Annotated in this window: 21 protein-coding genes and 1 pseudogene; 10 read left to right on the top strand and 12 right to left on the bottom strand. The window is 60.5% G+C overall.

Annotation, left to right across the window (positions count from 1 at the left end; translation table 11 throughout):
* Position 1: 1 nt before the first annotated feature.
* From ACTJK5_RS02530 to ACTJK5_RS02520, 3 genes are read right to left on the bottom strand one after another with little or no spacing between them, the layout of a single operon-like run.
* Positions 2-1,255 (bottom strand): CCA tRNA nucleotidyltransferase, encoded by a 1,254-nt coding sequence (locus ACTJK5_RS02530; protein WP_440611766.1) that lies wholly within the window; start codon positions 1,253-1,255, stop codon positions 2-4.
* Positions 1,252-1,899, bottom strand: coding sequence for an NUDIX hydrolase (locus ACTJK5_RS02525; RefSeq protein WP_440611765.1), 648 nt, complete (start codon positions 1,897-1,899; stop codon positions 1,252-1,254). Before ACTJK5_RS02525 ends, ACTJK5_RS02530 begins: the two co-directional genes overlap by 4 nt.
* Entirely contained in the window at positions 1,896-2,519 is a 624-nt protein-coding gene (locus tag ACTJK5_RS02520) for a DUF1285 domain-containing protein (protein WP_440611764.1), read from the bottom strand. The genes ACTJK5_RS02525 and ACTJK5_RS02520 overlap by 4 nt, the downstream gene beginning before the upstream one ends.
* 249 nt (positions 2,520-2,768) lie before the next feature.
* On the opposite strand from ACTJK5_RS02520, the gene ACTJK5_RS02515 reads away from it, so the two are divergent.
* From ACTJK5_RS02515 to ACTJK5_RS02495, 5 genes are read left to right on the top strand one after another with little or no spacing between them, the layout of a single operon-like run.
* Positions 2,769-3,779, top strand: coding sequence for an AAA family ATPase (locus ACTJK5_RS02515; protein ID WP_062426366.1), 1,011 nt, complete (start codon positions 2,769-2,771; stop codon positions 3,777-3,779).
* Positions 3,780-3,827: 48 nt separating this feature from the next.
* Entirely contained in the window at positions 3,828-4,748 is a 921-nt protein-coding gene (locus ACTJK5_RS02510; RefSeq protein WP_062440233.1) for a DUF58 domain-containing protein, read from the top strand.
* Positions 4,745-7,552: a DUF4159 domain-containing protein gene (locus tag ACTJK5_RS02505; protein ID WP_440611763.1), complete on the top strand. Its 2,808-nt coding sequence runs from the start codon at positions 4,745-4,747 to the stop codon at positions 7,550-7,552. The genes ACTJK5_RS02510 and ACTJK5_RS02505 overlap by 4 nt, the downstream gene beginning before the upstream one ends.
* Positions 7,553-7,555: 3 nt before the next feature.
* The gene (locus tag ACTJK5_RS02500; protein WP_440611762.1) at positions 7,556-9,637 is read left to right on the top strand and encodes a hypothetical protein; all 2,082 of its coding nucleotides are present in this window, start codon (positions 7,556-7,558) and stop codon (positions 9,635-9,637) included.
* A 1-nt stretch (position 9,638) separates the two neighbouring features.
* Positions 9,639-10,061: a GNAT family N-acetyltransferase gene (locus ACTJK5_RS02495; protein ID WP_440611761.1), complete on the top strand. Its 423-nt coding sequence runs from the start codon at positions 9,639-9,641 to the stop codon at positions 10,059-10,061.
* A 48-nt stretch (positions 10,062-10,109) separates the two neighbouring features.
* On the opposite strand, the gene ACTJK5_RS02490 is transcribed toward ACTJK5_RS02495, so the two are convergent.
* Positions 10,110-11,423, bottom strand: a complete 1,314-nt coding sequence (locus tag ACTJK5_RS02490) for an MFS transporter (protein ID WP_376782002.1) — start codon at positions 11,421-11,423, stop codon at positions 10,110-10,112.
* A 91-nt stretch (positions 11,424-11,514) separates the two neighbouring features.
* Positions 11,515-12,081, bottom strand: a complete 567-nt coding sequence (locus ACTJK5_RS02485; protein ID WP_440611760.1) for a GNAT family N-acetyltransferase — start codon at positions 12,079-12,081, stop codon at positions 11,515-11,517.
* A gap of 290 nt (positions 12,082-12,371) precedes the next feature.
* Here ACTJK5_RS02485 and ACTJK5_RS02480 point away from each other — a divergent pair, with 290 nt between their 5' ends.
* Entirely contained in the window at positions 12,372-13,376 is a 1,005-nt protein-coding gene (locus tag ACTJK5_RS02480; RefSeq protein ID WP_111846807.1) for a glutathione S-transferase family protein, read from the top strand.
* Here the strand turns inward: ACTJK5_RS02480 and ACTJK5_RS02475 are convergent.
* Positions 13,367-13,765, bottom strand: a pseudogene (locus tag ACTJK5_RS02475) (NUDIX domain-containing protein). The gene ACTJK5_RS02480 and the pseudogene ACTJK5_RS02475 overlap by 10 nt on opposite strands.
* A gap of 208 nt (positions 13,766-13,973) precedes the next feature.
* Between ACTJK5_RS02475 and ACTJK5_RS02470 the strand changes: the two are divergent.
* Together ACTJK5_RS02470 and ACTJK5_RS02465 are read left to right on the top strand one after the other, a co-directional pair.
* Positions 13,974-14,939 (top strand): metallophosphoesterase family protein, encoded by a 966-nt coding sequence (locus tag ACTJK5_RS02470; protein WP_062440214.1) that lies wholly within the window; start codon positions 13,974-13,976, stop codon positions 14,937-14,939.
* Positions 14,940-15,126: 187 nt separating this feature from the next.
* The gene (locus ACTJK5_RS02465) at positions 15,127-15,417 is read left to right on the top strand and encodes a GIY-YIG nuclease family protein (protein ID WP_111846806.1); all 291 of its coding nucleotides are present in this window, start codon (positions 15,127-15,129) and stop codon (positions 15,415-15,417) included.
* Between the two features lie 122 nt (positions 15,418-15,539).
* Here ACTJK5_RS02465 and leuA read toward each other — a convergent pair whose 3' ends face one another.
* From leuA to ACTJK5_RS02450, 3 genes are all read right to left on the bottom strand, one after another.
* Positions 15,540-17,249: a 2-isopropylmalate synthase gene (leuA, locus tag ACTJK5_RS02460; protein ID WP_111846805.1), complete on the bottom strand. Its 1,710-nt coding sequence runs from the start codon at positions 17,247-17,249 to the stop codon at positions 15,540-15,542.
* A gap of 316 nt (positions 17,250-17,565) precedes the next feature.
* Positions 17,566-18,762 (bottom strand): benzoate/H(+) symporter BenE family transporter, encoded by a 1,197-nt coding sequence (locus ACTJK5_RS02455; protein ID WP_335322234.1) that lies wholly within the window; start codon positions 18,760-18,762, stop codon positions 17,566-17,568.
* Between the two features lie 359 nt (positions 18,763-19,121).
* Positions 19,122-19,703 (bottom strand): ATP-dependent Clp protease proteolytic subunit, encoded by a 582-nt coding sequence (locus ACTJK5_RS02450; protein WP_062426353.1) that lies wholly within the window; start codon positions 19,701-19,703, stop codon positions 19,122-19,124.
* A 235-nt stretch (positions 19,704-19,938) separates the two neighbouring features.
* On the opposite strand from ACTJK5_RS02450, the gene ACTJK5_RS02445 reads away from it, so the two are divergent.
* A complete protein-coding gene (locus tag ACTJK5_RS02445; RefSeq protein ID WP_062426352.1) occupies positions 19,939-20,529 on the top strand; it encodes a HupE/UreJ family protein in 591 nt (196 codons plus the stop codon).
* Positions 20,530-20,630: 101 nt separating this feature from the next.
* On the top strand, positions 20,631-21,428 hold the full coding sequence (locus ACTJK5_RS02440; RefSeq protein ID WP_440611759.1) for a DUF2076 domain-containing protein: 798 nt from the start codon (positions 20,631-20,633) through the stop codon (positions 21,426-21,428).
* An 89-nt stretch (positions 21,429-21,517) separates the two neighbouring features.
* Here the strand turns inward: ACTJK5_RS02440 and queF are convergent, their stop codons facing one another.
* The 3 genes from queF to ACTJK5_RS02425 form a co-directional block, all read right to left on the bottom strand.
* Positions 21,518-21,982, bottom strand: coding sequence for a preQ(1) synthase (queF, locus tag ACTJK5_RS02435; protein WP_062426350.1), 465 nt, complete (start codon positions 21,980-21,982; stop codon positions 21,518-21,520).
* Between the two features lie 3 nt (positions 21,983-21,985).
* Positions 21,986-22,903: a cation diffusion facilitator family transporter gene (locus ACTJK5_RS02430; RefSeq protein WP_112955125.1), complete on the bottom strand. Its 918-nt coding sequence runs from the start codon at positions 22,901-22,903 to the stop codon at positions 21,986-21,988.
* 126 nt (positions 22,904-23,029) lie between these two features.
* A complete protein-coding gene (locus tag ACTJK5_RS02425) occupies positions 23,030-23,425 on the bottom strand; it encodes a glyoxalase superfamily protein (protein ID WP_335322233.1) in 396 nt (131 codons plus the stop codon).
* Between the last annotated feature and the right edge of the window lie 18 nt (positions 23,426-23,443).

Genomic DNA, 23,443 nt, shown 5'->3' with positions numbered 1-23,443 from the left:
GCTACTGCAGTTTCGTCGCCAGGCGTGCAAGCAACGTCTCACGGTCAGCTGCGAAGTTGCCATCCACCCACGCCGCTTCAAGTTCGGAGAGAACCTCGCCAACCTGAGGGCCAGCAGGAAGACCGGCTGCCAACACATCCGCACCGCTGATTGGGAAAGAAGGCTTGTTGAACTTCTCGGCACGCGCAAGCAAGGCGGAGAGCTTGGCAATCTTCTGCATCGCGGTCTCCCCCGCAGACATGTCCGCTCTTGCAGAGGAAAGAGCCAGCTTCAGCCGCGTCTTCACGCCTTCGACGCCTTGTCGATAAAGGAGACGATCGAGTGCAGTCTCGGCGAGAGACGGATCGATTGCCGGGGCTTTCGCCCATTGATCGAGACGCGCCGCCTCGTTCTTGGACATACGCAACCGGCTGGAAAGAGCCGCGACCCGCTCTGCATCGGGCGGAATGATGGAGGCAAGCCGTAGCATCGGGTCGGGCTTCCAGCCCAGCGCCTGCTCGGTTGCGACCAGACCGTGGATCGAGTCGATGCCCCACTTCTCCGTCTCGGGGAGGATTTGCGCCAAAACGCCGGCTTGCCGCATCCAGAGCAGTGCCCTCGATGGGTCGTCGGCGCCAAGCAGCTTCTTCATTTCGCTCCAGACCCGTTCGGCCGACAGCGTCGAAAGCTTGTCCTTGGCGCGCGCGCTCGCCCGCAGGCCATCCGCATCAGGGCGACCAGAACCATAATAGGCAAAGAAGCGGAAGAAGCGCAGGATGCGCAGATGATCTTCGGCAATTCGTGTTGCCGCATCGCCGATGAAGCGAACGGTCTTGGTTTCGATATCGGCAAGTCCACCGATCAGGTCGATGACCTCGCCGGAGGCATCGGCATAAAGCGCATTGATGGTCAGGTCGCGGCGTTCGGCGTCTTCTTTCCAGTCGGTGCCGAAAGCCACTTCCGCGTGGCGTCCGTCGGTGGTCACATCGCGACGAAGCGTCGTTACCTCATAACCCTCGCCATCAACGACCAGCGTCACCGTGCCATGGTCGATACCCGTCGGCACCGCCTTGATACCGGCCTCTTTCGCCCGTTCCACCACGTCCTGCGGCGGCAGCGTCGTCGCCATGTCGATATCGCCGACCGGCAGTCCCATCAGCGCGTTGCGCACAGCCCCACCCACCACGCGCGCCTCGCCGCCATCGGCGTTCAGAAGCGAAAAAATCCGCTGAAGGCCGGGTTTGGAAAACCAGCTCTGCCCGGCAATGCCGCTCATGAATAGAACCTCTCGTAAATGCTGCGCACGATGCCCGCCGTAATGCCCCAAATGTAGCGCTCGCCATAGGGCATTTCGTAGAAAAACCGCTCTCTCCCCTGAAACATCCGGCTGCCACGGCTGTGGTTGGCAGGGTTCATCAGAAAGGACAATGGTACCTCGAACACCTCATCCACCTCCGCCGGGTTCGGCGTCAGTGTAAATCCAGGCCTGACCACAGCCAGAACCGGCTTGATGCGAAACCCCGTGCCGGAAATATAATCAGGCATGCGCCCGACCGTCTCGATGAAACGGCGCGACATACCGATCTCTTCTTCCGTCTCGCGCAGTGCCGCCTCTTCCGGCGATCGATCCTGCGCATCGATCCCGCCACCGGGAAAGGAGATCTGGCCGGAATGATTGCGCAACGTCTTGGTCCGCTGGGTGAAGATCACCCGCGCCTCGTCGCCGTCATCGATGACCGGAACCAGCACCGCCGCGTCCTTCAGCCGAATACCCTCGCCGGAAAGTCGCACACTCGGATTGAGAATATGATCGCCGATATCCCGCGCGTCGCGATCCTCCCGCTCGGCAACACCCTCACCATCCTCCAGAACCCGCCGCCGGAAGTCGGCAGCGGAAAATGCCATCAGCTCAGCTCTCATCGGGCAAGCGCTTCCAGCTCATCCGCAGGCATGATCGGAAACACCTCTCCGCCGGAGCGGACGGAGAACATGGCTCGACCGTCGATATCGATCGCCTCCCCGAGCTCCACCAGATCATACATCACCGCCCGAGACACCAAAGCCTCCAGCCGCCCACGCACGAGGATATAGGGCTTCAGCTCATTGTTCTCGCCGCCCGTGGTGAAACGAAGGGGATGCTCAAGCCCTGCTTCGACCACATCACCAACATTTGTTCGGAAGGTCAAAAGCGGGGCGCCGTCTCTCTCGCTGACACTCATTTCGACGGCGATGAAAGGCGCATCGACGACCCGGATGCCGACCTTTTCCACCGGCGTGACGAGGTATGTCTTGCCATCCTCATCCTTGCGCAAAACCGTTGAAAACAAACGCACAAGCGGGGCTCTGCCGATCGGCGTCCCCATATAGAACCATGTCCCATCGGCGCGGATTTCCATGTCGAGATCACCACAGAAAGGCGGGTTCCATTTCTCCACGGGGGCCGGTCCCCGGGGCTTATCGCCCATCTGCTCGCTGGCACGCGAAATCAATGCCGCAAGCCCTGCCGCATCCGTTGCCGCATTAATCCTGTCATCTGCCATATTCGAGCCCTGCTTTGCCAATTATGCAATAAAGGAACATGGGTAACGAGATAGTCACTTAAAGGATGCTTGTCAGCGGTTTGCGTGGCAATAAGCTATAGGCAGCGCCAAATCCCTCCTGTATTCCAATAGGAAGGTTGAACGTCAGAGTTTGTCAGGGATAAGTGGAAACCGGTTATCCCGAAGAGACAAACGGCAACAAAGAATCGATTCTAGGAACCGCTGCGGCGGGGTTTTGAGGAGAGCCATATGGGCGTTATGAACACCACCGAAACCCTCGACGAAAAGGCGATCGTCGCCGCTGCGGAAAAGGCGCTGGCCGATATTGCCGCCATTCGCGGCGAAGTTTCCAAGGTCATTTTCGGTCAGGAAAAAGTGGTGCAGAACACGCTTCTCGCCATTCTCTCCGGCGGCCACGCGCTGCTCGTCGGCGTGCCGGGTCTGGCAAAGACCAAGCTCGTCACCACGCTCGGCACGGTGCTGGGGCTTGATGCTAACCGCATTCAGTTCACCCCCGACCTGATGCCCTCCGATATTCTCGGCTCCGAAGTCATGGATCAGGATGAGAGCGGCCGTCGCTCCTTCCGCTTCATCAAGGGACCGATCTTCGGCCAGTTGCTGATGGCCGACGAGATCAACCGTGCCAGCCCGCGCACCCAATCGGCGCTGCTGCAGTCCATGCAGGAGTATCACATCACGGTGGCCGGCCAGCGTTACGATCTGCCCAAGCCCTTCCATGTGCTCGCAACCCAGAACCCCTTGGAACAGGAAGGCACCTATCCGCTTCCCGAAGCGCAGCTCGACCGCTTCCTGCTGCAGGTGGATGTCGATTATCCGGAACTTGCCGCCGAACGCCAGATCCTTCTCGACACCACCGGAACGGCATCGGCCGAAGCACGCCGCATGATCGAGTCCGAGCGGCTGATCGAAATCCAGACCCTGATCCGCCAGATGCCTGTGAGCGACAAGGTGGTGGATGCGATCCTCTCGCTCGTCCGCTCTGCCCGCCCAGGCCAGGGCAACAAGCTGACCGACAAGAACGTCGCATGGGGTCCAGGCCCGCGTGCCGGACAATCCCTGATGCTGACGGCCCGCGCCCGCGCGCTCTACGAAGGCCGTTTGGCGCCCTCGCTCGACGATATCTATGCGCTGGCAGAACCCGTACTGGAACACCGCATGGCCCTGACCTTTGCCGCACGCGCCGAGGGAATGTCGGTACGTGACGTGATTGCCGGCCTCGTAGAGCACGCCAAGAACTAAGCCGTCACCGAAGAAGACGACGGACTTTAAAAACAGACAGGAGCGCATGTGGCATCCATCGGCCAGATCGTAGAGCAGACATCGGGCAGCGACGTGCTGGCCCGTGCGCGCCAACGCGCCGCTCTGGTGCCGGATTGCATGGTCGAAGCCCGGCGCATCGCCAACACCGTGACCGCCGGCTGGCACGGCCGCCGCAAGCGCGGCATCGGCGAAAACTTCTGGCAGTTCCGCCCCTATGCCGATGGTGAAAGCCTGTCGCGCATCGATTGGCGGCGTTCCGCCCGCGACGATCATACCTATGTGCGCGATCGCGAATGGGAAGCCGCTCACACGATCTGGCTCTGGGCGGATCTGTCGCCCTCCATGATGTATAAATCGACGCTGGGCACCGTCTCCAAGGAAAGCCGCGCGCTTGTCCTGCTGCTGGCACTGGCGGAGATCCTCGCCCGTTCCGGTGAGCGCATCGGCTGCCCCGGCATCATGGAACCGGTCTCCGCCCGCAACGCGGCAGAACGGCTGGCCAATGCCATCATGCACGCACCCGCCACCACCGGCCTTCCCGATACCAGCATGATCCGTGGCGCCAGCGACATCGTGCTGATCGGCGATTTTCTCGATGATGCGACCACGATCATGGAGCGGCTCTCACCGCTGGCACGCCGTGGTCTTGGCGGTCACGTGGTGGAGATTGCCGATCCGGCGGAAGAGGTCTTCCCCTATAGCGGGCGCACGGAATTTTCCGATCCCGAAACGGGCGAGAAGCTGACGTCCGGCCGGGCGGAAACGATCCGCGAGGACTATACCCGCGCCTATTTCGCCCGTCGTGAGGCGCTTTCCTCGTCGCTGCGCCGGCTTGGCTGGAATTTTATCTTCCACCGCACCGACCATCTGGCGTCCGAAGCGCTGGTCGCCATGCACATGTATCTCTCCGGCTCACCGGCTGGCGGGCGAAACGGAGACCGCCCATGAGCGCGCTCCCCTTCGTCTTCACCAGCCCCTATATTCTTTTCGGCCTGCTCGCTTTGCCCGCCATCTGGTGGTTGCTGCGCCTCACGCCACCGCGCCCGAAGGCGGAAGTCTTTCCGCCGCTGCGCATTCTCGCAACGGTTCTGAAGCGCGAGGAAACACCATCGAAAAGCCCATGGTGGCTGACACTGTTGCGCATGCTGCTGGCCGCAGCCGTCATCTTTGCGCTTGCCGATCCGGTCATCAATCCGCGCAACAACACGCTGGCGGGAAGCGGCCCGCTGGTGCTGATCGTCGACAATAGCTGGGCTGCCGCCCCGGATTGGGAGCGCCGCGTCAGAACCGCAGAGGCCTTGATCGGCGATGCGGAGCGCGCCGAGCGCCCCGTGGCTCTCACCTTCACCGCGGACCGCGAACATGACGCCGAGTCTGGCACGACGGCAGCCGCACTGGAAAAGCTCGCCGCCGCCAAGCCACAACCGCTAGTGCCGGACCGTGTTCGCGCTGCCGAGTCCGTCATCGAGGCGATGAACGGCACCGCGCCCGGTACGCTTGCCTATATCACCGATGGCGTCGCAACGCCGGAAGACCGCGCGGCACTGAGCAGCCTTGCCAGCCTGCAGGCCTCCGAGTTCCGTGTGATCGAAGGCGACGGTCAGCAGGTTGCCGCGATTACCGGCGCGGAGAACGGTGCCGACACCATGACGGTGTCCCTCTCTCGCCTTAGCACCAGTGGGGCGGCCAACTACACGATCAACGCGCAGGACTCCCAGGGGCGTATTCTCGCCAGCGACGGCGCAAGCTTTGCGCCCGGTGCCGCTGAAACCACCGCGAAGATCAATGCGCCATTCGAGCTGCGCAATGATTTCGCCCGTCTCTCTATCGACCGGCTGTCCACCGCTGGTGCGGTCCATCTTCTGGATGACGGCTTCCGCCGCCGTCGCGTAGCGCTTCTTGCCGGTGAGACCGGCAATGATTTCCAGCCACTGCTCCAGCCGCTGTACTACATCAGCCGCGCCCTCCAGCCCTATGTGGATCTGGTGCCACAGCAGCAGCCCGATCTGGCCGTCGCCATTCCCGAACTGTTGCAGACCAACCCTTCCGTCATCGTCATGGCCGATATCGGCCGCTTGCCGCAGGAAACCTATGCGCCGCTCGAACGCTGGCTTTCGCGTGGCGGTACGCTGATCCGCTTTGCCGGTCCACGTCTTGCCGCCGCACCGGCAGAAGATCCGCTGGTGCCGGTGACCTTGCGCCAAGGCGAACGCGCTCTCGGCGGCGCTTTGTCCTGGGCCGAGCCGCAGCCGCTGGCGGACTTCCCCAATTTTGGTCCCTTTGCCGGCATGCCGCGCGCCGAAGGCGTTCACATCAAGCGCCAGGTTCTCGCCGAACCGACGCCCGATCTTGCCGAGCGCACCTGGGCAAGCCTTGCCGATGGCACGCCGCTGGTGACCACGCGCACGGTCGATGCCGGTCGCATTGTGCTCTTCCATGTCAGTGCCGAAGCAAGCTGGTCGGACCTGCCCATCTCCGGCCACTTCGTCGAGATGCTGCGCCGGATTGTTCAGCAGTCGCAGGTCGGCGGCTCTTCCGCGTCTGCAAATGCGCCGGCCGCAGCCTTGCCGCCCTATCGCGTGTTGACCGCGACAGGCTCGCTCTCGCCCGATATTGGCGCCGCCCGGCCGCTGGAAGCGCGCCCCGGTCAAGCGCCGCGCGCAAGTTTCGACAATCCGCCCGGCCTCTACGGCACGGAAACCGGCTTCGTTGCCTTGAACCTGCTGCCACCTGGAGCGACGCTTCGCTCGATCGACACGTCACTTGCCGGCACGCCCGTCGCCACCGAAGGTCTCGTCGGCGAAGCGGCGACGTCGCTGCGCCCTGCTCTCTTCATCGCGGCTCTTCTCATGCTCTTTGCCGATAGCCTGATCATCCTCTTCATGAATGGCGCATTTTCCAGGATGCCGCGCGCGCGCTCATCTGCGGCCGCAATCCTCATTGCATCACTCGGTGCCTTCGCCCTGCTGACGCCAAATCCGGTCCATGCCAATGACGCCAAGCCGGGTGACGAAGAAATCCTCAACCGTCTCGACACCACCCATCTTGCCTATGTGAAGACGGGCGAGGATGATGTCGATCGGGTTTCCCAACAGGGATTGCAGGGGCTGACCGAGTTCATGACCTGGCGCACGACGCTGGAACCGGGTGCGCCGGTCGGGCTCGATATCTCCAAGGACGAGCTCTCTTTTTATCCGATCATCTACTGGCCGATTTCCGCCACAGCACCCATGCCATCAACGGCGGCCATTTCCCGCATCGATGCCTATATGCGCGCCGGTGGCACCGTGCTCTTCGATACGCGCGACCAGTTTTCGTCTTTGAACAGCGGCACCAGCGCCAACGGCCAGCGGCTTCAGGAAATCCTCGCCAATGTCGATATTCCGCCGCTGGAACCCGTGCCGCAGGACCATGTCGTTACACGCTCCTTCTATCTGCTGAAGAATTTCCCGGGCCGCTACACCGGCAGCCCGCTTTGGGTCGAGTCGCGCCAGGATGCGGCCAAAACCACCTCCGGCATTTCGTCTTCGGGCGATGGCGTTTCGCCGATCATCATTACCGGCAACGACTTTGCCGGTGCCTGGGCGGTGGATGACAATGGCGCGCCGGTTCTGCCAACCGTGCCGCCAGACGAGATGCAGCGCGAATATGCCTATCGCGCCGGCGTCAACATCATGATGTATATGCTGACCGGAAACTATAAGGCCGATCAGGTGCATGTGCCCGATATTCTCCAGAGACTGGGGCAGTAACGCATGACGCTCTCATTCGCCCCCTTCCTCCCCTGGACCGTCATCGCCATTCTGGCCGCAGCCTCTCTCGTTCTGGCTGTCGCCGGTCTGCTGCGTGGCGTGCGCGGCGCATGGCTGCGCGGACTTGCGCTTGCAGCCCTTCTACTCGCCATCGCCAATCCGCTGCTGACCAATGAGGAGCGCGAGCCGCTCTCCACCATCGTGCCGGTGATCGTCGACCGGTCGCAGAGCCAGGACGTGCAGCAGCGCACCGCGCAGACCGATCAGGCGCTGGCAAACCTTCGGGAGCGTCTTGCCCGCTTCCCCCGCATCGAGCCGCGCATCGTCGAAGTTCGCAACGATGAGAACAGCGACTCGCCCGCCACGAACCTTTTCTCGGCGCTCTCGGCCTCCGTCTCGGATGTCTCGCCCTCGCGCGTCGGTGGCGCGATCTTCCTCAGCGACGGTCAGATCCACGACATCCCCAACGCTACGCCGGATGTCGAACAGACGCTTGGCTTCAAGGCGCCGATCCATGGCCTGATCACCGGCCGCGCCGACGAATTCGATCGCCGCATCGAGGTCGTTCGCGCTCCCCGCTTCGGCATCGTCAATGAAGAGCAGCAACTCACATTGCGCGTCTTCGACGAGGGTCGCACGCAAAGCGGCACGGCGAATGTCACCATCAAGATGAACGGCCAGGAAATCGGCAATCTGCAAGCCGTGCCGGGACGCCCCATTCCCTTCACCTTCAAGGTTCCGCGCGGCGGCAACAACGTGATGGAATTCTCCGTCGCTGAGCTGCCGGGCGAAGTCACCACCGCCAACAACCGCGCCGTCCATGTCATCGAGGGCATTCGCCAGAATCTGCGTGTGCTGCTCGTCTCCGGGGAGCCGCATGCCGGTGAGCGTGCCTGGCGCAATCTGTTGAAGTCGGACACCTCGGTCGACCTCGTTCACTTCACCATTCTGCGCCCGCCGGAAAAGCAGGATGGAACGCCGATCAACGAACTGTCGCTGATCGCTTTCCCGACGCGTGAACTCTTCGTCGAAAAGATCAACGATTTTGATCTCATCATCTTCGACCGCTACCAGCATCGTGGCGTACTGCCGATCCTCTATTATGATTACATCGCCCAATATGTGGAGAAGGGCGGCGCGCTCCTTATTGCCGCAGGCCCCGAACATGCGGGCCAGGATTCGATTGCGATGACGCCGCTTGAATCGGTGCTGCCCGCCCAGCCGACCGGCCAGGTCAATCAGGGCGCATTCTTCCCCCGCCTTTCCGAAGCCGGAAAGAAGCACCCGGTCACACGCGGTCTGGAAGGCTCTGGCGACGAGCCACCCCATTGGGGTCGATGGTTCCGCACTGTCGGCGTGGAACAACCCCAGGGCCAGACAGTCATGCTCGGCGCCGGCCAGGACCCTCTTCTGGTGCTGAACCGCCAGGGCGAAGGTCGCGTTGCCATGCTGCTTTCGGATCAGGGCTGGCTCTGGGCGCGTGGCTTTGAAGGCGGTGGTCCGCATGTGGCGCTCTATCGCCGCATCGCCCACTGGCTGATGAAGGAGCCGGAACTTGAGGAAGAGGCCCTAACGGCGCGCGCCAATGGCCGCATGCTCGAGATCACCCGCCAGACCATCGGCGACAATCCGGGCGACGCCACGGTCAAATTCCCATCCGGCAAGACCGAAACGATGAACTTCACCCAAACGGACTCCGGTCTCTACAAGATCGAGCGCCGCATGAACGAGACGGGTCTCTACGAAGTCTCCAATGGTGACTTCACCACGCTGGTTCATGTCGGCGCGGTCGATGCCCCGGAATTCAAGGCGATGATCTCCACTACGGATACGCTGAAGCCTCTGGCCGATACGACAAGAGGCAGCGTCCATCGCGTGGTAGACGATGCCAATCGTGTGGTCCTGCCGGATATTCTCCCTGTGCGCGGCGAGGTCCGCGTTGCGGACAATGACCGCATGCTGATCCGGATGACGGATGAGACCGTGCTGAAGGGCGTCAACACCCTGCCACTCTTTGCAGGCTTCGCCGGCCTCGCCGCCCTGCTGCTGGCCTTCTCTGCTCTGTGGTGGCGCGAAGGCAGATAGGATGCACTACGAGATCGAACTCAGCGATGGCGCGGATGAGAGCGCCACGGCCGCCATTCTCGCTGGCCTGAAAGACTACAATCTCCATCGCTTCGGCCCTGCCGATTGGAAAGAACTGGTCATCGCGCTGAAAGACGAAGACGGCAAAGTGATCGGTGGCCTCTCCGGCCACACCGCCCGCGGCTGGCTTTACACCGCCCTTCTCTTCATTCCCGAGGACCTGCGCGGACAAGGACTTGGCCCGAAGCTTCTTCAAATGGCAGAAGACGAAGCCCGCGAACGCGGCTGCACCGGCGCCTATATTGACACGATGAGTGCTGACGCGCTGACGCTCTACCAGAGATGCGGCTACGAGATCTTCGGCCAGATTGCAGAGTTCGGCCCGAATTACGCCATGACGTACTTGAAGAAATTGCTGGTCTGACGCCTGAGCGGGCATACCCACTCAGGCTGGATGATAGGCTCGCGAGTTTTAAGACAGGCTGACCTGCCGCGTCTCGGCATTGATCATCGTTGCAGCGATTGCCGCCAGCACCAGAAGACCTGCGAATATGCCAACTGCAAACCCAAACCCTTGAGCGACGGCGTAGCCAAGCACCGAGGGTGCCAGTAACCCGCCGAGGCGGGCCATGGCTCCGGCTGCCCCCATGCCCGTGGCGCGTGATTCCGTCGGGTAGAGCTCCGGCGTATAGGCATAGAGCGCACCCCATGTGCCGAGCAGCGCAAAGCTCATCAGGAGCAGAGACGCGGCGATGATCGTACTGGTCGTCGCGAGTGTGAAGAGCAGGCAGCCGAGCGCGGAAAGCAGGCAGAAGCCGATCAGCGTTGGCTTGCGGCCCCATTTTTCCACGCCGTAGGCGGCAAGCGCATAGCCGGGGATCTGGGCGAGCGCAACGAGGACCAGGAAGCCATAGCCGCGGACGAAGCCGAAGCCTTCACCCGCAAGTCGGGCGGGCATCCAGGTGAAGACGCCGTAATAGGAGACCGAGACCAGGAACCAGATGGCAAGGATCATGATGCTGCGCTGACGAAGAGCCGGCGAAAACAGGCCCTGCCCCTTCACAGCCTTGGACTGGGCGATGCCTGTGCCTGCATCCAGTTGCGCGCGACCATTGGTCTTCAGCATGGCATTGACCACGACTTTCGCTTCTTCAGAACGACCGCTCTTCAACAGATAGAGCGGCGATTCCGGCACGAGGAAACGCAGGCCGATGCCGATCAGCGCAGGGAACGCGGTGACGGCAAAGATGTAGCGCCACGCATCCTGGAGCTGGTAAAGGCTCGCAATCCATGCGGCAATTGCCACCACGAGCGTTCCGACGGCCCAGAAGCCTTCCAAAAGAACGAGCCAGCGGCCGCGGTTTTTTGCCGGCAGAAATTCCGCCATCATCGCATAATCCACCGGCAGCGTACCGCCGACTGCTGCACCCGTGAGGAAGCGCAGAACCAGAAGAATGGTGAAATCCGGTGCAAATATAGAGAGAATGCCGAAGACGGCATCGCAGGCCACGGTGACGATCAAGACCCGACGGCGACCGTAACGATCCGCCAAGCGCCCAAAGCCGATGGCGCCGAGCAGCATGCCGAGGAAGAATGCGGTCCCCGTCTGCAGTGCCTGCGGCACGGTAAGCCCGAACGTCGCAGCAATCGAGGCGGCGGTGAAGCCCACCGCCAGCACCTGCATGGCATCCGCCGCCCAGACCAGCCCGAAGATACCCATCAACCGGCGCTGATAGGCACCGGCTCCTGCGCGATCCAGCGCATCGTTCATCGTAATTGACGTCATCATCGCCCCCTTGCGACCAAAGTCGTAACCCTGGAGCAAAGTGCTACGGTCCGCTGGTAGAGACTGTCAAGGCGTTATAGCTGCGGTTGAGTCAACCCATGGCACGAAGAGGCAGATTAAACGCAACCTCGTCCTGCGCACCTACCGCTTTGGCGTCGTCATTCCGCCAGCCAATCGTGCCTTTCAGTCGAGCATGAACATCGTCCGCCAGGGGCACGACGAGCACCCGGTTCATGTCGACAGGTCCTGGAAAATCGAGCGCACCATAGGCGACCTTCTCGAAGCCGAGCGGCATGTAATAGGGTGGATCGCCGATCAGGATTACCGCCTCGGAGCCCTTGCGCTTGGCAGCTGCAATCGCAATGCGCACCAGTTCACGCCCGATGCCCCTGTTCTTGTGCGAGGGCCGAACCGCCAGCGGCCCAAGCATATGGCCCTTCACCTCACCTGCGCGAACCGGCGTCATCCGCACCGAAGCGATGGTCTCGCCATCATCGGCGCAGATAAAGGAGAGCGAGCGGTCATGAGGCCCCTGCTCGCGGATACGCGCGGCAGCGCGTGTGTGCCGGCCTGGGCCGAAAGCTTCAGCATTGATGAGTTCGATAACGGCGTCGTGAGACGCGTCCTCGGTGAGGTAGACCAGTTCGTGCTTGGACATGGAAAGACCGGAACGTTGAATACGGACATGACGATATGTGACGGTGCGCCTGACATTGCCTGACAGGGCAAGAAGAGCGTCAGCGTCGTCGGAGCGTCCGTGGTTCGGTCATAGGGGAGAATTTCCTCAAGATTATGAAAATCGCAGATATCAGGAAATTATGAGACGGTCCAGAACAAATGGCCCTGCGGTTGCATTCACGAAGGGAGAACGCATTGTTCATCGATGCGAGGGTTCGCTTTAACCGCTGCGCGCCTTAGGGTGAGAGAAGAAACAAAGGGAGAATGCAGATGGGCAGGCTGGTCGAGGGCGTTTGGCAGGATGTGTGGTACGACACCAAGGAAACCAAGGGCCATTTTAAGCGCAGCGCTTCGCAGTTCCGCAACTGGATCACCGCCGATGGCGAGCCCGGCCCCTCCGGCAAGGGCGGCTTCAAGGCGGAGAAGGATCGCTATCACCTCTACGTCTCGCTCGCTTGTCCCTGGGCGCATCGCACCCTCATCTTCCGCAAGCTGAAGAAGCTCGACGACTATATCTCGGTTTCCGTCGTCGATCCGCTGATGCTGGAAAACGGCTGGGAGTTCAAGCCTCAGGAGGAGCGCACGCCGGGCGCGACGGAGGATCATCTCTTCGGTTCGTCGTTTCTCTGGCAGGTCTACACCAAGGCCGATCCGCACTATTCCGGCCGCGTCACCGTGCCCGTTCTTTGGGACAAGCAGCAGAACACCATCGTCTCCAATGAGTCGGCGGAGATCATCCGCATGTTCAATAGCGCCTTCGATGCGTTGACCGGATCTGAGCTCGATTTCTATCCGGAACAAAGGCGCAGTGAAATCGACCAGCTCAACGACCTGATCTACGACACCGTCAACAACGGCGTCTACAAGGCGGGCTTTGCCACCACGCAGGACGCCTATCAGGAAAGTGCCATCAAGGTCTTCGAAACACTCAACATCCTTGAAGAACGCCTCTCAAACCAGCGCTTTCTTCTAGGGGCTGAGCAGACGGAGGCCGACTGGCGGCTGTTCACCACGCTCGTGCGTTTCGATCCGGTCTATGTCGGCCACTTCAAATGCAACATCCGCCGCATTCACGACTACCCGAATCTCACCGGCTATCTGCGCGATCTCTTCCAGACGCCCGGCGTGCCGGAGACGGTCGATATGCGCCACATCAAGGAGCATTATTACCGCAGCCACAAGACGATCAACCCGACGGGCATCGTCCCGGTTGGACCGGAATTGGAGCTCGAAAAAGCCCATGATCGCGCTCGCCTGGCGGGAGGCTACCAGTAATCGTCCGGCAAAACGTCACCCGTGAGGTCCGCGAGACGACGCCGCGTCGCTGGTGTCGTCCCATCGGGCAGAGCATCGAGCGGGAAAAACCCGCTCTCGGCAATCTCGCGATCCGGCACCTTCACCGCGGTCTGTCTAACGCTGAGGCGATAGAACAGCACATGGTCGCGATCGCTCGTGCGGTTGTTGAATTAGACGTGGACGAGTTGGGGCACAGACGTCGCGACAAGATTGCCCTCTTCGCGGATTTCCTTGTGCAGCGCCTGCAGGCCCGTTTCACCGCGCTCAACGCCGCCGCCCGGCATATGCCAGCCAGAGACATAGGTGTGGCGCACGAGAAAGATGCGACCCTCATCATCGAAACACGCCGCCCGCACCCCAAGCGTCATGCCGCGCCGCAGGAAAAAGAACCGGTGAACAATCCTTTTGGCAATATTCCGAAAGAGTTGCCGGAACCCTTCACCGAGCTTGCGGTTCTCAACCAACGTTCAACTCTCCGTCACCTGATGGGTTTCTGCCCGATTGAAGCACTTATCCCCTTGAAATGCCGAGGCTTCGCATTGGACGCCTCAACACGGATACGATATGTCTGACCCCATGTTCAAGCTCGCCCATATTTCCGACGTTCACCTCGGCCCATTGCCCAAGCTTACCTTTCGCGAATTGGCGTCCAAGCGCATCACCGGCTTTGTGAACTGGCGGCTCAACCGCCGCAAGCATCTTTTCACCGACACGCTGGAGCGCTTGGTGGACGATATGGAAACCAAGGCGCCCGATCACATTGCGATCACCGGCGACCTCGTCAATCTGGCAACCGGCATCGAAATCCGTGCCGCCGCCGACTGGCTGGAGGAGGTGGGCGACCCGCTGAAGGTGTCCGTCGTGCCCGGCAACCACGACGCCTATGTGCCTGGCGCACACGACAAGGCGATGGCGGCCTGGTATCCTTACGTTCGAGGCGATGGCGATGCGCAAGACTGGAATGAAGACCGCAAGATCTTTCCCTATATGCGCGTGCGTGGCCCAGTCGCACTGATCGGCTGCTCCACCTCGATCGCCACCCCACCCTTCTCAGCCACGGGATATTTCGGCCGCCGCCAGGCGCGTGCGACCGCGGATCTGCTAAAAAAGGCCGGAGAGCAAGGCCTGTTCCGCGTGGTGATGATCCACCACCCACCCGTGCGCGGCGCTGCCGCCACCCACAAGCGCATGATCGGCATCCGCCGCTTCGCTGCAGCACTCGGCACCGGCGGCGCCGAACTCGTGCTCCACGGCCACACCCACCTCAACACCGTCTACTGGCTCAGCACCCATCGTGGCCAGGACCACATCCCTGTCGTCGGCATTGCTTCCGCAAGCCAGGGACCGGGCGGTGAAAAACCCCGCGCCGGCTACAATCTCTTCAACATTTCGGGCGGCCCTGGCACATGGGAGGTGACCTGCGAACGCTTCAGCCTCAACGAGAAGGCAACCGGCATAGAACTCGAAGACATCCGCGTCTTCTACCACAACGGCCGCCCGCTTGGGTTCAGCAACCCGGTGGAACAGGCGCCGGAGGAGTAGATCGGTCTGGTTGGAGGAAGAGTCTTGAGTGATCAAAGACTTGATCACGCTGGATCCCTGTGACGAGCACAGGGATGAGGGAGGTCATTGAAACCGTCCTGCCAATCAAAGACTTCCGCGCCTTGGGCTAAGTGCGCCCAGACGTGAGCATCTTGCATCGTCATCTTTCTCTAGGCACGATGAGACCATGAAGGGTTATGTCTACATCCTTGCCTCTAAGCGGAACGGTACGCTTTACACCGGTGTGACGAAGGACTTGCCCAACAGGCTGTTTGAACATCAAAACGAGCTAACGCCGGGTTTCACATCCAGGTACAATGTCAAAACCCTGGTCTGGTTTGAAGAGTACGATCTGCTGACGACGGCAATTACGCGTGAAAAGACGATCAAGAAATGGCCTCGCCAATGGAAGTTGAACCTCATAGAGGCGGAGAACCCCGATTGGCAGGATATTTCTCACTACCTGCACGGCTTATGATCTTTCGAAGGGCTCCTCACTCTCCCTTCATCCCTGTGCTTGTCACAGGGATCCAGCCGTTGCGCGTCTGCGCAACGAAGAGGACGTCAGCCCGAAACTCGGGCTGACCAGATACGCGCCACTTACTTCGCCCGCTCTTCCAGCACGCGGTTGGCCGCAGAAACGATCGCTTCCAGCGAAGCCGCAACGATGTTGGTGTTGATACCCGCACCAAAGAGCTTGCCGCCCGGGTGCTCCATCTCGACATAGGCGATGGCCGACGCGTTGGAGCCGTGCTGCAGCGAGTGTTCGGAATAGTCGTTCACCGACAGATCGATGCCGAGATAGGTCGACAGCGCATTGATGAAGCCGTCGATCGGACCTGTTCCTTTGCCCTCGATCCGCTTCACTTCGCCCTTGTCCATGATCTCGGCAGCAACGACGCGCACGCCCTTGAAGTCGCCGGCCGGATAGGTGTGGTGATCAACGAATTTCAGACGCGCATTGGACTGCGTCACGTAGCGCTCCATGAAGCGCTCATAAATGCGCTTGGCGGGCAGTTCCACGCCCTCCTCGTCGGTGATTCTCTGAATGTCCTCGCGAAACTCCACTTGCAGATTGCGCGGCAGGTTCAGGCCGTAATCCTCCTGCAGGATATAGGCGATGCCACCCTTGCCGGACTGCGAGTTGATGCGGATGATCGCCTCGTAGGATCGGCCGACATCCTTCGGATCGATCGGCAGATAGGGCACTTCCCAGACGGGGTGATTGGCGACCTTGATCGCCTTCATGCCCTTGTTGATCGCGTCCTGATGCGAGCCGGAAAAGGCGGTGTAGACCAGTTCGCCGACATAAGGGTGACGCTCGGGGATCGTCATTTCGTTGGAATATTCGTAGACGGCCTTGATGCGCTCGATATCGGTGCAATCCAGTTCCGGGTCCACGCCCTGAGTATACATGTTCAGTGCCAGCGTCACCACGTCCACATTGCCGGTACGCTCGCCATTGCCAAACAGCGTGCCTTCAACGCGGTCGGCGCCCGCCATCAGGCCGAGTTCGGTGGCGGCAATGCCCGTGCCGCGGTCATTGTGCGGATGCAGCGAGATGATGACATTTTCGCGGTTGTCGATATTGCGGCACATCCATTCGATCTGGTCGGCATAGATGTTCGGCGTCGCCATTTCGACAGTGGATGGCAGATTGAGGATCAGCTTGTTGTCGGCGGTCGGCTTCACCACATCGATGACGGCGTTGCAGATGTCCAGTGCCACTTCCAGCTCCGTGCCGGTAAAGCTTTCCGGCGAATATTCGAAGCGATAACCGCCGCCAGCCTTTGCCGCCATGTCGGTGATCATCTTCGCCGCATCGACGGCAATCTGCTTGATGCCGTGGACGTCCTTGCCGAAGACCACGCGGCGCTGCAATTCGCTGGTGGAGTTGTAGAAATGGATGATGGGGTTCTTGGCACCTTCCAGCGCCTCGAAGGTGCGGGTGATCAGTTCCGGGCGGCACTGCACCAGCACCTGCAGCGATACGTCATCCGGCACATTTCCCTCTTCCACGCACCAGCGGGCAAAGTCGAAATCCGTCTGCGAGGCGGATGGAAAACCGATTTCGATTTCCTTGAAACCCATGTCCAACAGCAGCTTGAACATGCGCGCCTTGCGATCATGACCCATCGGATTGACCAGCGACTGATTGCCGTCACGCAAGTCCACCGAACACCAGATCGGGGCCTTGTCGATGGTCTTGCCGGGCCATGTGCGGTCGGGAATGTTGATGACAGGATAAGGGCGATATTTCACGCCTGCTTCCGGCATGCCCTTGGAAATGCTGTTTGTCTTCGCGTCCATCGTCTTGCTCCTTGAGCATCCAGGCGCTTGAAAAGCCGCTGGCGGATGCTTCACCCGTTGTCGGGCCTAAATCCAGAATGAAATGAGATTTCGAGATGAGGAGCATTGGCACCAGCGGGCTTTCGGCCGCCGGGCGCTCCTCACTGGACCCGGCAACCGCGTGTAAGGTCGAGGCTAAGAAGCGAGAGTGCACCGCACGGCGAAGCCTTCGCAGAAATCTGCGCGCTCATGCCGGAAAAGGTCTTGGTGCAACTGGTCATGGTTTTTCTATAAACAGCGGTTTTTGATCTGACAAGTAATCTTCTGCCGTGACTTGTCATTTTAGCGAGCGTGCTCGCACGGCGATGACCGCCCGCTGCAGCGCCAACATCAGCCCTCCCCCGAGCAAACCCCAGAATGCACCGGAAATTCCACCGAAGGAAAGCCCGGATGCCGTGACGAGAAACGTGATCGCCGCCGCTTCCCGCGTCTCCGGCTCCTTGAAGGCAGCAACCGCCGAACCTGAAAAGGCGCCGACCAGCGCCAGTCCTGCCACCGCTTGAATGAGAATGGGCGGCGCCAATGCAACGAAGGCGGTCACGACACCGGCCAGCAGGCCGAAGATGATGTAGCCGACGCCGCCAATGATCGCGGCCCAGTAGCGGCGCCTGGGATCGGGATGGGCATCCTCGCCGGCGCACATGGCGGCGGTGATGGCGGCGAGGTTGACCGCATGGCCGCCGAAGGGTGCTGAAAGAAGCGAAAAGAAGCCGGTCGTGGCAAAGAGTGGCCCGGGCTGCGGATCGTAATGATTGACCTTGAGCACCGCGATGCCGGGAATATTCTGCGATGCCATGGTGACGATGAAGAGCGGCAGCGCGATGGAAACCACCGCATGCAGGCTGAAACTCGGTGTCACCCATTCCATCGGCGGCGTCAAAGATTGCGCCAGCGCATCGAAGGCACCAGCGGGGATGTCCACACCGAAGATCATCACCAGCACGAAAGCTGCGAGTGCGGCAGGCACGGCAAACAGCCGCTTGAAGGCCCCAACGACGATCCAGGCCAGAATGATCGGCAGGCCGAGTGCTGGATTGAAACCGATGGCCTTGATCGGCGCAAAGCAGAGCCCGATGATGACGCCCGAAAGCATGGCATTGGCAAGCGGCGCCGGAATGGAGGCCACCGCGCGCCCAAGCGGGCGGAACAGCCCGGCAATGATGATGAAGGCGGCGCAGATGATGAAGGCGCCCACAGCAGCCGGAAACCCGCCCTCGATCACGCCCGTTGTCGCCAGCAGTGCTGCTCCGGGCGTGGACCACGCGATGCTGACCGGCAGTCTGGTTGTCACCGACAGCACGATGGCGCAAAGCCCCATCGAAACCGACAGCGCCATCAAGCCGGACGCCGCCTCGAAATCCGTCGCGCCAACCGCCTTCAACCCTTGCAGCACCACGGCAAAGGAACTGGCAAAGCCGACGAAAGCCGTGAGGCAGCCCATGAACAGGGCCTGGAGGGAGAAATCTTTGAACATGGTCTACTCTGATAATGGATCGAGTAGAGGCTGACCAAAAAACACAGAGTCGTGCAAGGCCATTACAGCCATTCCGGGTGCCGACCTGCTCTTTCGCTTGCCTTGCAGGCCTCACATTGCGTGAGGTTGCGGTGGGAGACGACCGTACTTCAGACCCAAAGCAAAAGCCCGCGCCGGCATTCACCGGTACGGGCTTTGAATCCAGATCGAAACGTCTCACAGTCTGTTCAAGAATTGTCGATGGTGAGACGAAAATGGTGATTTCGAGAACTGGAGCGCAGCGTACTTAAGGTACGTGAGCACCGGAAGCGCAGAAATTGCCATTTGCAGTCCACCAACGGCGATTATCGGACAGACTGTCAGACTTCCGACTGGTGCTCGACTATCTTGCCGACCAGACCATAGGACACGGCATCGTCTGCGCCGAGCCAGTAATCGCGATCGATGTCCTTGGCGATCTTTTCTTCCGTCTGGCCGGTGGCCTTGGAGAAGATCCTGATCAGGCGCTGGTTCATCTTGATGATTTCACGCGCCTGGATTTCGATGTCGGACGCCATACCGCGCGTACCACCGGAGGGTTGGTGCAGCAGGAAGCGGGTGTTGGGCAGGCAAAGACGACGCTCCTTCGGCACCGATACGTAGATCAGCGCGCCGGCAGATGCGACCCAGCCCGTGCCGATGATGTAGACCTTCGGCTTGATGAACTTGATCATGTCGTGGATGCTGTCGCCGGACTCGACGTGGCCGCCTGGCGAATTGACGTAGACGCGGATGTCGTCGTCGCTCGCAGCAGCGAGGGCGACAAGCTGCGTGCAGACCTTCTGCGCCAGTTCCTGGGTAATACCGCCATAAATGAAGATCGAACGCGACTTGAAAAGATTCGCTTCCGTTTCTTTACCGATCGGCAGTTCCTTGCTCTTGTCGTCTTCTTCTTCGTTCATACGGACGGTCTCCAACATAATTCAGTGCCTATCGGACATAGTGTGATTTGTGTCGTAAAACAATGAGCGAAAAAGACAAGGCGCGGAACTGCTTAATAAAAGCGATCAATCCATGGACCACCGGCAAATGCCGCATGGACAGGCTCTTCTGAATCGACATATCGTTGGTTGCGATAAGGTGTGGCCGTTATCCCAAGAACGGCAGGCACCCGACCAGACATTTGAAGAGGGAACGATGTTGAAAAGACTTATCCTTGCCGCAGCCGGCCTTGGCGCCACCACCCTGCCCGCTTTCGCCCATCTCAATCCGGAAGAGCACGGCTCCTTCATGGCCGGCGTTTCACACCCGCTGTTTGGTGCAGACCATATCCTTGCCATGGTGGCCGTTGGCCTTTGGGCATCGCAGATCGCCACGACAGAAGGCCGCAAAAACGCATTGTGGGCTGTCCCGGCAGCCTTTGTCGGCACCATGGCGATCGGCTTCTTCATGGCGGTCTACGGCATCGAACTGCCCTTCGTCGAGCCTGCTATCCTTGCATCCGTCATCGGTCTTGGCCTTCTGGTCGCCATCGCTGCCAAGCTGCCGACCGTTGCGGCGGCCGCCATTGTCGGCGTTTTCGCACTCTTCCACGGTCACGCCCATGGCGGGGAACTTGGAACGGCTGGCGCGCTGCAGTTCGGCATCGGCTTTATGATCGCCACAGCACTTCTGCATCTTGCCGGTGTGGCCCTTGGTCTGGGCGTCTCGCGCTTCGGTCCCATCGCAGCCCGCATCGCCGGTGGCCTGACAGCGCTGGCAGGTCTCTCGCTCGCCTTTGGCGGATGAGGTATCGGATTACAGAAATGTAAGAAATCGGGGCTTTGAAAAATCCGATTTGAACTCTACTTCCTTGGTATGCGTTTCTCGACATGCCAAGGAGGCAAGAGATGTCACCAGAAGAAACCCAACTGCTCAAGGGCCTGTTCGACAGGATCAGGACCGCATCGTCCACCGCCCGTGACCCGGAAGCCGAAGCGCTGATCGACCAGTCGGTCCGGGATCAGCCGCATGCACCCTATTACCTCGCACAGGCCGTCATCGTGCAGGAAAAGGGATTGGAAGCGGCCGCCGCCCACATCAAGCAGCTTGAAGAACGCATCCACCAGCTGGAAACCGGTGCGGGCGATCAACAGCGCGGAACCCAGGGCGGCTTCCTAAGCTCCATTTTCGGCACCAACCAGCCGCAGGCGCCCGCCCCTGCTCCAACCCCGCAGCCCCCACAGCCGCAGTCGATCTATCGCAACGATATGTCCGGCCAGACATCTGGACCTTGGGGCAGAAGCACCGAGCCACAGCAGCCGAGTGGGCCGTGGAGCCAGCAGACATCCGGCTTCGGACGCTCCGGTGGCGGTGGCGGCAGTTTCCTTCAGGGTGCGCTTGGAACCGCCGCGGGTGTCGCAGGCGGCATGCTGCTTGCCAATTCTCTAAGCGGCATCTTCTCCAACCACATGGCGTCATCCGGTTGGGGTTCGCCCTTCTCCGGCGGCAATGCACTTGGCAATGCGCCAGTCGAGGAAACGGTCATCAACAATTACTATGGCGACGACCAACAGCAGGCCAATGCCGATAACAACGGCAACGACGTGCAGCAGGCCGATTACACGCCTGATGACAATGACCCGAGCTATGACGACAGCAGCAATGACACGGATTACGACTCAGGCGACGATAGCTCCTTCGTCTGAGTCTTGATCAGGAACTTCCGTTGGTGTGAGCACTGGAATCGCAGACATTGCAATTTGCAGGCGACCAACGGAGATTCCTGGATAGGCTGTCAGCCGCGACCACGATAGGTCGCCACCCCTTGATCCGGCAGCCAGACGCCTTCGGGCGCTGGCCCGGTCTGCCAGAACACATCGATGGGAATGCCGCCGCGCGGATACCAGTAAGCGCCAATACGCAGCCACTTGGGCGCCAGCAGATCGACCAGCCGCTTGGCGATATAGATCGAGCAATCCTCGTGGAAGGCACCGTGGTTGCGGAAGGAATGCAGGAAGAGTTTCAGCGACTTCGATTCCACCAGAAAGTCACCGGGAATATAGTCGATGACGATATGGGCGAAATCCGGCTGTCCCGTCATCGGGCACAGCGAGGTGAATTCCGGCGCGGTGAAGCGCACGACGTAATCCGTCCCTGCATTTCCATTCGGCACGCGCTCCAGAACGGCACTTTCTGGATTTTCAGGGGCTGCGACCTGCGCGCCCAGCTGAGATAGGCCGGAAACATCCGTCACTGACATGGCTTAAACTCCTGGTTCTAAAACATTGACCCTGACGCCATGCGCCTGTTCGCTTTCAGGCTCGACGTGGATGGCGAGTGTGGCCCCGGGTATCACGCCCCTTATGGCATCTTCAAGGCGATCGCAAATCTCATGCGCCGCGCCCACCGACATGCTGGCGGGCACGACGACGTGAAAATCGATGAAGGCGGCAGACCCTGCCCGGCGCGTCTTCAAGTCATGCACATTGAGAACGCCAGCGGAATGCTCTGCAATGGCCTTCTTGATTGCCTCGTCCTCCTCAGGCTCCACCGCCTTGTCCATCAATCCGCTCAGCGAATGGAGAATGACCTTCGAGCCCTGGATGAGAATATTGATGGCAACCAGAATGGCGAGCAGCGGATCGAGGATCGCATAGCCGGTAACGATCGCCAGCACGAGGCCGATCAGAACGCCAACCGAGGTCACGACATCCGACATGATGTGATGGCCATCGGCCGTCAGCGCAGGCGAAGCATGCTTGCGACCGACGCGAATGAGGATCGTCGCCCAGACCGCATTGAGACCGCCGGCAAACGCATTGATCGCCAGACCCAGCACCGGCGCTTCCGGCAGGCGCGGTTCGAACAACCCACCCCAGGCTTCCTTGACGATCAACAGCGCCGCCACGACGATCAGCACACCCTCCACCACAGCAGATATATATTCTGCCTTGTGGTGGCCGAACTGATGATCGTCATCGGCTGGCTTCTGCGCATAGCGAATGACGAAGTAAGCAATGAAGGCCGCAACCACATTGACGGTCGATTCCAGACCGTCGGACAGCAGCGCGACGGAGCCCGTGACCCACCATGCCGAGAGTTTCAGTCCAAGGACGAGAAACGAAAACGGAATGCCCCAGAAAGCCAGCTTTCGGACGAGAGCGTTACCTTCATCATTCATGGCGAAACCCCGTGCAGATGCAAACGAATTGCAGAAATGAACCCTAAAACGCACGAACCGCCCGCACGAGGGTTCGTGCAGGCGGTTCGCTATTGGCGCGTTCTATGATTTAATCTTGCAGAAGGGTCAAGCGCTTTCCGTCTCTAGCCGCTCGCAGAAGCGGATACGATTGCCGAAGGGATCGGTCACTTCCATCTGCAGGCCCCAAGGCAGCGGCTCGACGCCCGGCTTCATGTAAGTGTAGTCCTTCGCCGCAAGCTCGCACCGATAGGCTTCTACGCCAAGGGTTTCGACAAACACAGTCGAACCAGGCGTCGCATCGCCATGATGTCCGGAAAGGTGAAGAACCAATCCTGCGCGCGAAACCTGCATATAAAGCGGAAAGTTCTCTCCGAAACGATGCTCCCAATCCACCGAAAAGCCGAGGAAGTCGACATAGAACTCCCGCGCCTTGGCCTCATCGAAAATACGCAGGATCGGGCAGACACGGGTGAAGCGGGTGGTGTGGGTTTCGTGCGACATGTGAATTCCCGTCTGATT

Origin of the sequence: Agrobacterium sp. 22094, from assembly GCF_052046015.1 — a bacterium.
Lineage (GTDB): Bacteria > Pseudomonadota > Alphaproteobacteria > Rhizobiales > Rhizobiaceae > Agrobacterium > Agrobacterium cavarae.
Note: the sequence above shows the minus strand (reverse complement) of the source record. Positions and strands in the feature narration are given on the sequence as shown.

What these genes read in the sequence shown, in the direction of transcription:
- ACTJK5_RS02530 (WP_440611766.1), bottom strand. Translation starts at nt 1,255, where the DNA reads ATGAGCGGCATTGCCGGGCAGAGCTGGTTTTCCAAACCCGGCCTTCAG.
- ACTJK5_RS02525 (WP_440611765.1), bottom strand. Translation starts at nt 1,899, where the DNA reads ATGAGAGCTGAGCTGATGGCATTTTCCGCTGCCGACTTCCGGCGGCGG.
- ACTJK5_RS02520 (WP_440611764.1), bottom strand. Translation starts at nt 2,519, where the DNA reads ATGGCAGATGACAGGATTAATGCGGCAACGGATGCGGCAGGGCTTGCG.
- ACTJK5_RS02515 (WP_062426366.1), top strand. Translation starts at nt 2,769, where the DNA reads ATGGGCGTTATGAACACCACCGAAACCCTCGACGAAAAGGCGATCGTC.
- ACTJK5_RS02505 (WP_440611763.1), top strand. Translation starts at nt 4,745, where the DNA reads ATGAGCGCGCTCCCCTTCGTCTTCACCAGCCCCTATATTCTTTTCGGC.
- ACTJK5_RS02500 (WP_440611762.1), top strand. Translation starts at nt 7,556, where the DNA reads ATGACGCTCTCATTCGCCCCCTTCCTCCCCTGGACCGTCATCGCCATT.
- ACTJK5_RS02495 (WP_440611761.1), top strand. Translation starts at nt 9,639, where the DNA reads ATGCACTACGAGATCGAACTCAGCGATGGCGCGGATGAGAGCGCCACG.
- ACTJK5_RS02490 (WP_376782002.1), bottom strand. Translation starts at nt 11,423, where the DNA reads ATGACGTCAATTACGATGAACGATGCGCTGGATCGCGCAGGAGCCGGT.
- ACTJK5_RS02485 (WP_440611760.1), bottom strand. Translation starts at nt 12,081, where the DNA reads ATGTCCAAGCACGAACTGGTCTACCTCACCGAGGACGCGTCTCACGAC.
- ACTJK5_RS02480 (WP_111846807.1), top strand. Translation starts at nt 12,372, where the DNA reads ATGGGCAGGCTGGTCGAGGGCGTTTGGCAGGATGTGTGGTACGACACC.
- ACTJK5_RS02470 (WP_062440214.1), top strand. Translation starts at nt 13,974, where the DNA reads ATGTTCAAGCTCGCCCATATTTCCGACGTTCACCTCGGCCCATTGCCC.
- ACTJK5_RS02465 (WP_111846806.1), top strand. Translation starts at nt 15,127, where the DNA reads ATGAAGGGTTATGTCTACATCCTTGCCTCTAAGCGGAACGGTACGCTT.
- leuA (WP_111846805.1), bottom strand. Translation starts at nt 17,249, where the DNA reads ATGGACGCGAAGACAAACAGCATTTCCAAGGGCATGCCGGAAGCAGGC.
- ACTJK5_RS02455 (WP_335322234.1), bottom strand. Translation starts at nt 18,762, where the DNA reads ATGTTCAAAGATTTCTCCCTCCAGGCCCTGTTCATGGGCTGCCTCACG.
- ACTJK5_RS02450 (WP_062426353.1), bottom strand. Translation starts at nt 19,703, where the DNA reads ATGAACGAAGAAGAAGACGACAAGAGCAAGGAACTGCCGATCGGTAAA.
- ACTJK5_RS02445 (WP_062426352.1), top strand. Translation starts at nt 19,939, where the DNA reads ATGTTGAAAAGACTTATCCTTGCCGCAGCCGGCCTTGGCGCCACCACC.
- ACTJK5_RS02440 (WP_440611759.1), top strand. Translation starts at nt 20,631, where the DNA reads ATGTCACCAGAAGAAACCCAACTGCTCAAGGGCCTGTTCGACAGGATC.
- queF (WP_062426350.1), bottom strand. Translation starts at nt 21,982, where the DNA reads ATGTCAGTGACGGATGTTTCCGGCCTATCTCAGCTGGGCGCGCAGGTC.
- ACTJK5_RS02430 (WP_112955125.1), bottom strand. Translation starts at nt 22,903, where the DNA reads ATGAATGATGAAGGTAACGCTCTCGTCCGAAAGCTGGCTTTCTGGGGC.
- ACTJK5_RS02425 (WP_335322233.1), bottom strand. Translation starts at nt 23,425, where the DNA reads ATGTCGCACGAAACCCACACCACCCGCTTCACCCGTGTCTGCCCGATC.